The 12,417-nt window shown below is 64.1% G+C and carries 14 protein-coding genes and 1 other RNA gene; 13 read left to right on the forward strand and 2 right to left on the reverse strand.

Annotated elements, in window-relative coordinates; genetic code table 11:
• Nucleotides 1-39: 39 nt before the first annotated feature.
• The gene (locus E4P29_RS08410; protein ID WP_027496568.1) at nt 40-408 is read left to right on the forward strand and encodes a DUF1304 domain-containing protein; all 369 of its coding nucleotides are present in this window, start codon (nt 40-42) and stop codon (nt 406-408) included.
• Nucleotides 409-453: 45 nt separating this feature from the next.
• On the opposite strand, the gene hisN is transcribed toward E4P29_RS08410, so the two are convergent.
• Nucleotides 454-1,245, reverse strand: coding sequence for a histidinol-phosphatase (hisN, locus tag E4P29_RS08415; RefSeq protein WP_135043782.1), 792 nt, complete (start codon nt 1,243-1,245; stop codon nt 454-456).
• Between the two features lie 59 nt (nt 1,246-1,304).
• Entirely contained in the window at nt 1,305-1,796 is a 492-nt protein-coding gene (locus E4P29_RS08420) for a carbonic anhydrase (protein WP_027496570.1), read from the reverse strand.
• A gap of 202 nt (nt 1,797-1,998) precedes the next feature.
• Here E4P29_RS08420 and prfB point away from each other — a divergent pair, with 202 nt between their 5' ends.
• From prfB to E4P29_RS08480, 12 genes are all read left to right on the forward strand, one after another.
• Nucleotides 1,999-3,111 (forward strand): peptide chain release factor 2, encoded by a 1,113-nt coding sequence (gene prfB, locus E4P29_RS08425; RefSeq protein WP_027496571.1) that lies wholly within the window; start codon nt 1,999-2,001, stop codon nt 3,109-3,111.
• A gap of 3 nt (nt 3,112-3,114) precedes the next feature.
• The gene (locus E4P29_RS08430; protein ID WP_094663134.1) at nt 3,115-4,014 is read left to right on the forward strand and encodes a mechanosensitive ion channel family protein; all 900 of its coding nucleotides are present in this window, start codon (nt 3,115-3,117) and stop codon (nt 4,012-4,014) included.
• Nucleotides 4,011-4,460 (forward strand): hypothetical protein, encoded by a 450-nt coding sequence (locus tag E4P29_RS08435; RefSeq protein ID WP_135043783.1) that lies wholly within the window; start codon nt 4,011-4,013, stop codon nt 4,458-4,460. Before E4P29_RS08430 ends, E4P29_RS08435 begins: the two co-directional genes overlap by 4 nt.
• A gap of 86 nt (nt 4,461-4,546) precedes the next feature.
• A complete protein-coding gene (gene ftsE / locus E4P29_RS08440) occupies nt 4,547-5,236 on the forward strand; it encodes a cell division ATP-binding protein FtsE (RefSeq protein ID WP_027496574.1) in 690 nt (229 codons plus the stop codon).
• 66 nt (nt 5,237-5,302) lie between these two features.
• Nucleotides 5,303-6,208: a permease-like cell division protein FtsX gene (ftsX, locus tag E4P29_RS08445; RefSeq protein ID WP_032366335.1), complete on the forward strand. Its 906-nt coding sequence runs from the start codon at nt 5,303-5,305 to the stop codon at nt 6,206-6,208.
• Between the two features lie 83 nt (nt 6,209-6,291).
• Nucleotides 6,292-6,765 (forward strand): SsrA-binding protein SmpB, encoded by a 474-nt coding sequence (gene smpB, locus E4P29_RS08450; RefSeq protein ID WP_027496576.1) that lies wholly within the window; start codon nt 6,292-6,294, stop codon nt 6,763-6,765.
• An 8-nt stretch (nt 6,766-6,773) separates the two neighbouring features.
• Nucleotides 6,774-7,628 (forward strand): DMT family transporter, encoded by an 855-nt coding sequence (locus E4P29_RS08455; protein WP_135043785.1) that lies wholly within the window; start codon nt 6,774-6,776, stop codon nt 7,626-7,628.
• A gap of 31 nt (nt 7,629-7,659) precedes the next feature.
• Nucleotides 7,660-9,120 carry an SDR family NAD(P)-dependent oxidoreductase gene (locus tag E4P29_RS08460; protein ID WP_135043787.1) on the forward strand — a complete coding sequence of 487 codons (1,461 nt, stop codon included), beginning with the start codon at nt 7,660-7,662 and terminating at the stop codon, nt 9,118-9,120.
• Nucleotides 9,121-9,185: 65 nt separating this feature from the next.
• Nucleotides 9,186-9,556, forward strand: a transfer-messenger RNA (tmRNA) gene (gene ssrA / locus E4P29_RS08465).
• A gap of 116 nt (nt 9,557-9,672) precedes the next feature.
• Complete coding sequence (locus E4P29_RS08470) at nt 9,673-10,365, forward strand: alpha/beta fold hydrolase (protein WP_135043789.1); 693 nt, start codon at nt 9,673-9,675, stop codon at nt 10,363-10,365.
• Complete coding sequence (locus E4P29_RS08475) at nt 10,356-11,630, forward strand: FAD-dependent oxidoreductase (RefSeq protein WP_135043791.1); 1,275 nt, start codon at nt 10,356-10,358, stop codon at nt 11,628-11,630. Before E4P29_RS08470 ends, E4P29_RS08475 begins: the two co-directional genes overlap by 10 nt.
• Nucleotides 11,621-12,400 carry a DUF1365 domain-containing protein gene (locus E4P29_RS08480; protein WP_135043793.1) on the forward strand — a complete coding sequence of 260 codons (780 nt, stop codon included), beginning with the start codon at nt 11,621-11,623 and terminating at the stop codon, nt 12,398-12,400. The genes E4P29_RS08475 and E4P29_RS08480 overlap by 10 nt, the downstream gene beginning before the upstream one ends.
• The last annotated feature ends 17 nt before the right edge of the window (nt 12,401-12,417 follow it).

Genomic DNA, 12,417 nt, shown 5'->3' on the forward strand with positions numbered 1-12,417 from the left:
TCGTATCCTGCGTCGTACCGATGTGACAGGCTGTTTCCCGTGCATCCGATAGCTCAGGTCTTCGCCGCCCTCGCCGCGGTACTCCATGTCGCCATCTTCGTCATGGAAAGCGTGCTCTGGTCCAAGCCGGCCGTGTGGGCGAAGTTCGGTGTCGCCAGTCAGAACGACGCAGACATCACCAAACCGATGGCCTTCAATCAGGGGTTCTACAACCTGTTTCTCGGCATCGGCATCGTGGTCGGCCTCATCGTGGGCGGTTCGGCCGGCGACGCGATCGTCTACTTCGCATGCGCCAGCATCGTCGGCGCGGCTCTGGTACTCGCCACCGGCGGAGCGAAGTACTTCCGGCCCGCGTTCGTGCAGGGAATCACTCCGCTCCTGGCCCTGGTCCTGGCCGCAGTCCTCTGACTCCGCGCTGCTCTCACGGTCCGTCTCCGGTGAGTGCCGACCGAATCACACAGCGGGGGAGAGGCGGCCCAGGATGTCCTGGTGCAGCAGCCCGTTCGTGGCTACCGCGCTCCCGCCGTGCGGCCCGACGCGTCCGTCGAGCGAGGTGAACGTCCCGCCCGCCTCGCGCACCAGAACATCGAGTGCCGCCAGATCCCACAGGGAGACCTCCGGCTCGGCAGCGATGTCGAGGGCTCCTTCGGCGAGCAGGCAGTACGAGAAGAAGTCGCCGTAGGCGCGGACTCGCCACACGTCATCGGTCAGTCCGATGAAGCGGTCTCTCGTTCCGAGGTCGGCCCAGCCGGACAGGCTGGAGAAGCTCAGACTCGACGCGGAAAGTGAGTCGACTTTCGACACGTGGATTCGACGGGCGGTTTCGTCGCCGACGCTCGTCCACGATCCCAGCTGGTCGGCGGCCCACCATCGGCGATGCAACGCCGGGGCGCTGACCACTCCGACGGTGGGAACGCCGTCCTCGAGCAGCGCGATCAGCGTGGCCCACACGGGTACGCCGCGCACGAAATTCTTGGTGCCGTCGATCGGATCGACGACCCATTGGCGGCCGCTGAACGTAGCCGTGCCACCGAACTCCTCGCCGAGCAGAGCATCGTCGGGACGCTCCGAACCGAGCTCCGCCCGAATCATCGTTTCCACGGCCAGGTCTGCGTCGCTGACCGGTGTGAGATCCGGCTTCGAGTCCACCGTCAGGTCCATGGCGAGGAATCGTCCACGGGTGATGACGTCGGCTTCGTCGGCGAGCCGGAGGGCGAGATGCAGATCGGCAGAGTAGTCGGTCACCGCAGAAGACTATCGCCGCGCACGGGCCTGCTCGTACGCGGCGATACGGGTGGCCGGGCCTATCCGGTGACTTCGTTCAACTTTCCGGTGGCAACATCGAAGACGAACCCGCGAAGCGACTCGTGCTTCGTGACGAACGGGCTGAGCTCGATGCGCGCCAAGGACTGCCGAACGTCGCGGTTCAGATCGGGGAACGATTCGGCAGCCCAGTTGGGCTTCAGACCCGTCTCTTCCTGGAGGTCGTTCTTGAACTCGTCGTCGGTGAACGTGAGCATGCCGCAATCGGTGTGGTGGATCAGGATGATCTCCTTGGTGCCGAGCAGCCGCTGGCTGATGGCCAGCGAACGAATCTCGTCGTCGGTGATCACCCCACCCGCATTGCGGATCACGTGTGCCTCCCCGTCGGCCAGGCCGAGAATCCGGTAGACGTCGAGCCGGGCGTCCATGCACGCGACCACCGCGACGTGCTTCGACGGCGGCAGCGGTAGAGGGCCGTCGAACTGGGCGGCGTATGCCTTGTTGTTCTCGAGGTACTGGTCGGTGACGGTCATACGAGACTCCTGTGTCCATCGAATGTCGCTGGCACCGTGCGGCGGCAGTGATGTCGACGTGCGCATATGTCGACGCGTCGAAAGCTAACAGCGGGCGAGGTGCCCGAACAGGGTTCGAATCAGCGCGGTTCGAACCCCTGGATGACCACCCGTCTTCGGGGGCGGTCGGGGACGGGTTCGTGTGCCGGTAACCTTGACTCTCGTGCATCCCGACGTTTCTGCAGACCTCGCCGAGCTCGACACCACTCTGTCCACAGTCGAGTCCGTTCTCGACGTCGAGGAGCTGCGGCGACGCATCGACGAGCTGGAACATCAGGCCGCCTCACCCGACCTGTGGAACGATCAGGAACACGCTCAGCAGGTGACCAGTCAGCTCTCCCATGCGCAGGCCGAACTTCGCCGAGTGGAGGAACTCCGGCAGCGCCTCGAGGACATGCCGGTTCTGTACGAGTTGGCCGAGGGAGAAGAGGGCGAGGCCGCCGCATCCGCCACCGCTGACGCCGACGCCGAACGCGCCTCGCTCCGAGAGGACATCGCTGCCATGGAAGTTCGAACGCTGCTCTCCGGTGAGTACGACGCCCGCGACGCCCTCGTCAACATTCGCTCCGGTGCCGGCGGAATCGACGCCGCCGACTGGGCGGAGATGCTCATGCGCATGTACATCCGATGGGCCGAGAAGCACGGATACGGCGTCGAGGTCTACGACACGTCCTACGCCGAAGAAGCCGGAATCAAGAGCGCGACGTTCGCCGTCAAGGCCCCGTACACCTACGGAACGCTCTCGGTCGAGCAAGGCACGCACCGGCTCGTCCGGATCAGCCCGTTCGACAACCAGGGTCGACGCCAGACGTCGTTCGCCGAGGTCGAGGTGCTTCCGGTCGTCGAGACCACCGACCACATCGAAATCCCCGAGAACGACATTCGGGTCGACGTCTATCGCTCGTCCGGGCCAGGTGGGCAGTCGGTCAACACCACCGACTCCGCTGTCCGGTTGACGCATATTCCGACCGGAATCGTCGTGACGTGTCAGAACGAGAAGTCGCAGCTGCAGAACAAGGTGTCGGCCATGCGCGTGCTGCAGGCCAAGCTGCTGGAGGTCAAGCGCAAGGAAGAGCGGGCCGAAATGGACGCGCTCAAGGGTGACGGCGGCAGCTCCTGGGGCAATCAGATGCGCTCGTATGTCCTGCACCCGTACCAGATGGTCAAAGATTTGCGTACCGAGTACGAGGTCAACAATCCGTCTACTGTTCTCGATGGAGACATCGACGGCTTCCTGGAATCGGGAATTCGCTGGCGAATGCGAGGGGAGCAGTAACCGATGACGTCCTGGCTCGACCCGACGCTCGACTTCAAGCTCAACGCACTCGGAATCGTGCTGTACATCCTCGGTGGACTGCTGGCCGCGCGGTTCGTCACGTGGACCGGCTCCCGGATCACGGCCCGTATCGACCAGAACTATCAGCACAGCGATGCGCTCGTCCGGTCGGAGGCCGCCAAACACCGTCATGCCCTGGCTCAGGTCATCACCTGGGTGCTGGTCACGCTCATCTACATCCTGGTCACCATCGAGGTGTTGCGCCGCTTCGGCTTCGGGGTCGGTGGACTCGTGGCACCGGCAACGGTTATCGGTGCTGCCCTCGGTTTCGGTGCCCAACGCGTGGTTCAAGACATCCTGGCCGGATTCTTCATCATCACCGAACGGCAGTACGGCTTCGGTGACGTGGTGCAGATCGCCGTCAACGGTTCCGCCGAGGATGCCGAGGGCACCGTCGAGGACGTCACGCTCCGAGTGACGCGGGTCCGTAGCGTCGACGGCGAGGTCATCACCGTGCCGAACGGGCAGATCGTCAAGGCGATCAACCTGTCGAAGGATTGGGCTCGCGCCGTCGTCGACGTGCCAGTGCCCAGTACCGCCGATCTGACTCAGGTGAACGCGCTGCTGCGTGCGGTCGGCCGCGATGCGTTCGCAGATTCACACTTGCGTCCGCTCCTGCTCGACGAACCGACCGTGATGGGCGTGGAGAGCATCGAGGTGGGGCAGGTCAACGTGCGCCTGGTCGCGCGGACGCTGCCGGGCAAGCAGTTCCAGGTGGGACGAGAGCTTCGAGTGAGAGTCGCCGCTGCGCTGCAGCCCGAGGGCATCAACGTTGCCCCCGACGTCAGTACGGCCGGAGTTGCACCGGAATCATCGGGACGAGATCGGACGGAAGACCAGTGAGTACACCCGATACCGGAACCGAACGCTCGCAACGAAATTGGCGTCATTGGCGCATTCCGGCAAAGATCTACGGCCGCGTCCGAACCTCCACCGTGGCGTTCGGAATCTGCTTCGTGCTCACCGGCCTGTTGTACGGGCAGGTCAGCGAAGATATCGCCGAGAGGGACAAGGAAGCGGTCCAGGGTCCGGTTGCGGTGAGCCCGGAAGAGCTCAATCAACCGAGCGAATCGCAGACGTACGTCCCGACCCCCTCACGTCTGTCGACCACCACCACACCAAGCGCGACGACCGAACCGGAGTCCTCGACGAGCGCCGACGACACCGGGACCCAGTCGACGACGACCACCGCCCCGCCAACCACGACGACCGCCCCGTTCGGCGTGCCCATCCCGCCCGCGATTCAGTCGCTCATCCCGTCCCGGCCTGCGCCGACGTCATCGCGCTGAGGCATCCTTTACCGGCCCTCGGGACTCGCCGCGGCACCCGCTCGCTTCCGGCGGTTACCGGCGGGTAAGGACTACACTGGCGACCCGTGATCAGCACCTCGAATGTGTCCAAGTCCTACAAGACCTCGACCAGGCCCGCTCTGGACAAGGTGACGGTCTCCATCGACAAAGGCGAGTTCGTGTTTCTGATCGGGCCCTCGGGTTCGGGCAAGTCGACATTCATGCGCTTGCTGCTCAAAGAAGAAACGCCAACGTCCGGCGATATCCACGTAGCGGATTTTCACGTCAACCGGCTCGCTGCTCGTCGCGTCCCGCGGCTTCGACAGAGCATGGGGTGCGTGTTCCAGGACTTCCGACTGCTGCAACAGAAGACCGTGGTGGAGAACGTCGCGTTCGCGCTCGAGGTGATCGGCAAGCCTCGATCGATGATCAAGCGCACTGTTCCCGAAGTGCTGGATCTGGTGGGACTCGGCGGCAAGTCCGACCGTCTGCCCAACGAGCTGTCCGGTGGTGAGCAGCAACGCGTGGCGATCGCCAGGGCGTTCGTCAATCGCCCGCTGGTATTGCTCGCCGACGAGCCGACCGGAAACCTTGACCCGGACACCAGCCAGGACATCATGCTGCTGCTCGAACGCATCAATCGCACCGGGACCACCGTGCTGATGGCGACCCACGACAATCACATCGTCGATTCCATGCGTCGACGCGTCGTGGAACTGGACAACGGACGAGTCGTTCGTGACGAGGCCCGAGGGGTCTACGGCGTCGGCCGCTGACGCCGACGACCGAACTCGACCGCTCAGACTTCTCGACCGAACGAATCGAAGGGCTCGGATTCCGCGATGCGCGCAAGTTTCATCTTCAGCGAGGTCTTCACCGGCCTTCGCCGCAACATCACCATGACGATCGCCATGATCTTGACGACCGCTATTTCCCTCGGTCTGTTCGGCGGCGGATTGCTCGTGGTGCAGATGGCAGGAAAGACACAGCAGATCTTCCTCGACCGGGTGGAGGTTCAGATCTTCCTCACCGACGACATCTCTGCCACCGACGCAGATTGTGCCCAGGAAACGTGCGCTACGTTGCGCTCGGATCTCGAGAACACACCGTCGGTGGTCTCGGTGCAGTACCTCAACCGCGAGGACGCGGTGAAGGACGCGACCGAGCGAGTGTTCAAGGACCAACCCGAACTGGCCGAGTTGGTCAGTGCCGACAGTTTCCCGGCCTCGTTCAAGGTGCGTCTGAGCGACCCGGAACGATTCGGAGTGATCAACGACAACTTCGAGAACCGTCCGGGTGTGCAGAGCGTGCTCAACCAGCGAGACCTGGTGGAGCGATTGTTCAGTGTCCTCAACGGAGTACGCAACGCAGCGTTCGCGATTGCCACCGTGCAGGCGATCGCTGCGATCCTTCTGATCGCCAACATGGTTCAGATCGCCGCGTTCACCAGACGAACCGAGGTCGGAATCATGCGGCTGGTCGGTGCCACCCGGTGGTACACCCAGCTGCCGTTCCTCCTCGAAGCCGTGGTCGCAGCTCTGGTCGGTTCTGCGCTGGCCATTGCCGGGCTGTTCACCGCCAAGAACATGTTCATCGACGACGTCCTCTCCGACGTCTATCAGGCCAATATTCTGGCTCGGATATCGAACAGTGACGTGCTGTTGGTCTCGCCGTTCCTGGCACTCGTCGGGGTGGGAATGGCGGCGGTCACCGCCTACATCACATTGCGCCTCTACGTGCGCGAATAAATTCGGTTGCCGATCGGTTCTATGCTGGAGCGGTTGCCGACGATACGGCGTCACGCATCGAACGCTCGAGAAAGGGCCCTGCAGTGAGAGAGAAGGGCCGCAAGGCCATTGCGACCAATCGCAAGGCACGGCACAACTACTCCATACTCGACGTCGTCGAGGCCGGAGTCGCGCTCGTCGGCACCGAGGTCAAGAGCCTGCGCGACGGCAAGGCCTCCCTCGTCGACGCCTTCGCGACCGTCGACGACGGCGAGATCTGGCTGCGCGGGCTGCACATCGCGGAATACACGCTCGGAAGTTGGACCAACCATGCGCCGCGTCGAAACCGCAAACTTCTTCTCCATCGTCGCGAGATCGACCGCCTGGCCGGCAAGGTCAAAGAGGGAAACCTGACGTTGGTACCGCTGTCGATGTACTTCTCGGACGGCAAGGTCAAGGTCGAACTGGCTTTGGCCAAGGGCAAGCAGGACTACGACAAGAGGCAGTCGTTGGCCAAGCGCACCGCCGAACGCGAAGTCACTCGTGAGCTCGGGCGTCGAGTGAAGGGCATGCGCTGACCGCTGTCCTGCTCGCTCTGGTAGCTGCCGTGGGCTACGGGGTGAGCGATTTCGTCGGCGGTGTCGCGTCCCGTCGAGTCGCAGCCCTGCGGGTGGTCATCGTGTCCTACCCGCTGTCGCTCGTCATCGTGTTGCTCGTCGCTCCGTTCGTCGGCGGGACCATCGAACTCCCCGCGATGCTGTGGGGCCTGGCGTCGGGTGTGGCGGGCGGCGTCGCCGTGTGGTGGTTCTATCTCGCGCTCGCGGCCGGGCCGATGGCAGTGGTGTCCCCGGTGACGGCAGTGCTGGTCGCCGGAATCCCCGTTCTGGTCGGGTTGTCGATGGGTGAGCGTCCCGGCGTCATCGCCTTCGTGGGCATCGCCGTTGCCCTGGTGGCCGTCGTGCTGGTCAGCAAGGAGTCACCGGACGAGGTGACCGGCGAGGTCGCGGGCGGCCGCGACATGAAGTTCACCCGCACCGTGGCCTGGCTGACGGTCGGGTCGGGTGTGACGTTCGCCTTCGCGTTCATTTTCCTGCATCAGATCGGTGACGGCAGTGGGCTGTGGCCCCTCGCGGCGTCCCGAGCATCGGCCACCGCGGTGGTGTGGGCTGTCGCGTTGGCGTCGGGGCATTTCGTACCGCCACACGGCAGCGTGCTCAAACTTGCCGCGTTCGTCAGCGTGCTCGACGTGGTCGCCAACGCCGCGATGATCTACGCGTACGAGGGCGGTCTGCTGTCGTTGGTGAGCGTCATCGCCTCGCTGTATCCGGCTGCGACGGTGTTGCTGGCGATGGTGATGCTCGGCGAACGGGTCGGCGCACTACAGAAGGTGGGAATGGCGTTGGCGCTCGGGGCAATCGCGATGATCGCGCTCGCGGGTTGAACTTGCCCGCGCACGGGTAATGAACCCGTTTATGACTGCTTCCGGTTCTACCTCCGATGTCCCCACGTCCGAGAACGCTTCGTCTCGGCCGCGTGTGCTGGTCACCGGTGCTACGGGATATCTGGGCGGTCGTCTGGCACCGCGTCTGCTGGAAGAGGGCTACCGGGTTCGCGTTTTGGCTCGGACCCCGAGCAAGCTCGACAACGTTCCGTGGGCGGCGGACGTCGAGATAGTCCAGGGCGACCTGAGTGATCGGGAGTCACTGAAGGAGGCGCTCAGCGACGTCGACGTCATGTATTACCTGGTGCACTCGATGGGCACCGCGGGCCATTCCGATTTTGCCGACACCGAACGCGACAGCGCCGAGAACGTAGCCGCCGTCGCTGCGGATTGCGGCGTCGGCCGCATCGTGTACCTCGGTGGCCTGCATCCGCCGACGGGAGAGCTGTCGCCACACCTGAAGTCACGCGCCGAGGTCGGTCGAATTCTGATCGAGTCGGGTGTCCCGACGATCGTGCTGCAGGCAGGCGTCGTGATCGGTTCCGGTTCGGCCTCGTTCGAGATGATTCGCCACCTGACCAATCGGTTGCCGGTGATGACCACCCCACGGTGGGTACACAACCGTATTCAGCCGATTGCCGTACGCGACGTGCTGCACTACCTCATCGGGGCCGCGAGTGCTCCGGTCACCGAATCCCGCACGTACGACATCGGCGGGCCGGACGTCATGCAGTACGGCGAGATGATGAACATCTACGCCGACGTGGCCGGTCTGCGCCAGCGTCGCATCATCGTGCTGCCGGTGTTGACGCCTCGTCTGGCCGGTCACTGGATCGGGTTGGTGACGCCGATTCCGCGCGGATTGGCGATGCCGCTGATCGAATCGTTGCAGTACGACGCCGTCGGTCACGAGATGGATATCGACGCCGTCGTTCCACGTCCGGCCGAAGGTTTGACGGGCTACCGAGATTCGGTGCGGCTGGCTCTACGCAAGATCGACGACGGCGAAGTCGAGACACGGTGGACCGACGCCACCGGAACTGCGGCCCCGTCGGATCCGCTTCCCTCCGACCCTGATTGGGCTGGAGAGGTCGTCTACACCGATACCCGGGTTGCCCGAAGCGGCGCGCGTTCGAGCACCATTCGGCCTGCGCTCGAACGATTGGCCGACGCCGAGGTGCTCGCCGGTTGGCACCGTGACGCCACGGGGCCGGATGCGTCCGCCTCGGGAACCGAACACACCACCCGGCTGAAGTCGTCGCGACGGCTGCCGGGAGAGGCGTGGTTGGATCTCACGGTCGGTGGCACCGCCAAGCAGCCGACGATCGAACAACGACTCGTGTTCTTTCCTCGCGGACTGGCCGGGCGAGCCGTGTGGTACGCGTCGTTGCCCGTACGCAGGGCCGTTGCTCGTCGAATGCTGCGGACAGTAGTGGATCGAGTCGAGTCCGACGCCGGTGCAGCCGCGGCGCAGGGACCTGCCGGCCGTTGACGGGATGAATATGGCCGATCGACGCGTTACACTGAACAGCCCGGGCACGGTGTCCGGGAACATACGGGGCTGAACGGTTTCGACTTTGTATGTTGAGTCAGGGGAAGCGTGTCGGTGCAGGCGAGAGACCACCGTAAGCGTCATCGCAACCTTATAAGCGCCGATTCCAATCAGCGCGACTACGCACTCGCTGCCTAAGTAGCGACTGCGTGTCTGTCAGTCCGGGCTTGCCCTCGGCCCGGGTACTGGCATCAGCTAGAGGGCTCACCGATTCATCCGGCCGCGGGATGATGAGGAACATCAAACAGTGGCTGGGATCGTCATCCTGACTTGTTCGCGAGATCGGGAGATCCAAGTAGAGACATAGCGGACTGCACACGGAGAAGCCCTGGCAATGCAGCAGAGGACCCGGGTTCGATTCCCGGCAGCTCCACTGTGAAGGCCGGGCCGAGAGACTTTCTCTCGGCCCGGTCTTTTTTTGTGTCGGACACTTCACAAACACTGCTGTCGACCCGGTCCCACCCGGAGGGGGCTCGGTGCCGAATAGAGAGCATGAGCAACCAGCGGACCCCAGTTCTCTACACGGGGAAGCGGCTGTCGTCGCCGTCGATGGTGGTATTGGTTCTGAGCGGTGGCAAGGACGTGAGTCGCGCGCGCAGCAGGCCGTGGCACCTGGCGGGGTTGAGAATGTGGCCCTTCACCTGGATGCTTCGGCGGGCCGGACGCAGCCGCGATATTTCGGTCCGACAACTGAGATATCGATTCCGCGGCTGGAACGCCCCCGAACGGACGCCGGTAGAGGACGCGCGGTGGGCGCTGCGCCGCATTCATGACCGCAATCCCGGAGTTCCTGTGGTCGTCGTGGGGCACTCGATGGGCGGGCGCACAGCTGCTGCGCTGATCGACGACCCGTCGATCGCGGGTGTCGTTGCGCTTGCTCCGTGGTGGCCGCAGGGTACGGAGGCCGACGGGTTCGACGAAAATCGCACGCTGCTCGTGGTGCACGGAACTGCCGACCGGTGGACCGACCCGCGAACCTCCCGTCGCGCGACCGAACGCGCGATGGCGAACGGTGCTGACGCCGAATATCTCTCGGTGCCTGGAGGCCATTTCATGCTGCGTGATCCGCGCGTGTGGTCGCGCGTCACCCGTGACTTCGTTCTCCGAATCGCCGACGAGCCGAGGGTGCGAACCGATTCGAGCGAATCCGGTGCGTCGACGGGCCGCAGGGGAGAATCGTCGTGACCCGCCGTGTTGCCGTTGTGGGCAGCGGGGTGGCCGGCCTCACGGCGGCATACGCGCTGTCCAAGAACTCGTCGGTGACGTTGTACGAGGCCGACACTCGGCTCGGCGGCCATGCGGACACCCACTTCGTGGACAGCCCCGGTGGTCCGGTGGGCGTCGACACAGGGTTCATCGTGCACAACGACCGCACGTATCCGACGCTGCTTCGGCTGTTCGCCGAACTCGACGTACCCACCCAGGATTCGGACATGAGCATGTCCGTGCGCTGCGACGGGTGCGGGCTCGAGTACTCGGGCGGCCAGGGCATGCGCGGAATACTGGCGCAACGTACGGCGGTGTTCAAACCACGATTCGTGTCGATGTTGCTCGATATCAAGCGTTTTCATCGGCTGGCGACCGAACTTCTGGACGGCCCGGACTCGGCGGATTCCGAGATCACACTCGGTACATTTCTCGAAGACCATTCTTTCTCGGCATATTTCGAATCCCACTTCATGACGCCGTTGGTGTCGGCGGTGTGGTCGTGTGATCCGGACACTGCGCTCGCTTACCCGGCTCGCTACCTGTTCTCCTTTCTTCAGCACCACGGAATGCTCTCCGTCACAGGATCTCCCACCTGGCGCACCGTCACGGGCGGGTCCATCGAATACGTTCGCCGGGTTGCGTCGCACATCGACGAGGTGTTGCTCGATACCCCCGTGCGCGCGGTCTACAGGTCCCAGGACTCCGTGCAGATCCGGGACGGCCACGACAACCTGCGCACGTTCGACGCCGCCGTGATCGCGGTCCATCCCGGTGCCGCGCTGAAGATGCTCGCGGAACCCACTGTGCTCGAGCACAGCATCCTCGGAGCGATGCCGTACTCGGTCAATCACACTGCTCTGCACACCGACTCGTCCGTGTTGCCGAAGAACACCAGGGCGCGGGCCTCGTGGAACTACCACCTCCCGTCCTGTAGCGCCCGGCCCGATCGAGTTCTGGTCAGCTACGACCTGACGAGGTTGCAGCGGTTGGACGACACCGATCGAAGGATGCTGGTCACCCTCGGAGGAGCAGATCGCATCGACCCGAACACGGTGCTCGACGAGATGACCTACGAGCACCCGCAGTACACCCCCGAATCTGTCGCAGCGCAGCGTCGGCTGCCCGAATTGGACACGGATACGGTGTCGTTCGCCGGGGCGTACCACGGGTGGGGGTTCCACGAGGACGGTGCGCTGTCCGGAGCGCGCGCCGCGCAACGGGTGGGGGCCTCGTGGCTCTGACGTCGGTTCTGCCGAACACCCGGGCGCACGGGGCGGCGCTGTATCTCACTCGGATAGATCACGTCCGACGAGCACCGATACGAAATACGTTCTCGTACAAGAGCTACAGCTGGTTCGTCGACCTCGACGCACTTCCCGAACTGCCGCGGATCTTGCGGCCACTTGCATCGTTCGATTCCCGCGACCACTTGGGTGACCCTGGTGCCACCATTCGACAGAACGTCGATGTCTTCTTGGCAGAGAGCGGAATCGATCTCGACGGCGGTCGCATCACGATGTTGGCCAGCGCACGGGTGTTCGGGCACACGTTCAACCCATTGAGTGTCTACTGGTGCCACGACCGCGACGGAAGCCTCCGCTGCGTGGTGGCCGAGGTGCACAACACCTACGGCGAGCGATACCGGTATCTGTTGGACACCGATCCTCACGGCGAGGCACGGACCACCAAAGAGTTCTACGTCTCACCGTTCAACGACGTCGACGGCGAGTACTCCATGCAGCTACCCGAGCCGGACGCCACACTCCGGCTGTCGATCGTCCTCGAACGTCCCCGTCACCCTCCGTTCGTGGCGACCGTCGTCGGCCGCCGCCGCGAGGTGACGACGCGATCGATTCTTCGTACCGCACTCGAGATCCCGTTGGCACCGCTGCGAGTGGTGATACAGATCCGCTGGCAAGGCATTCGGCTCTGGGTGCGGGGTCTGAAGATCGTGCAGAAACCTGCCCCTCCGGGGGCGCGGAGAGTTCAGAAGGAAGGAGCTCACAGATGACAACGGTGTCTCGAACC

This window comes from Rhodococcus sp. 1R11, assembly GCF_004563845.1.
In the GTDB taxonomy this organism is placed as follows: Bacteria; Actinomycetota; Actinomycetes; order Mycobacteriales; family Mycobacteriaceae; genus Rhodococcoides.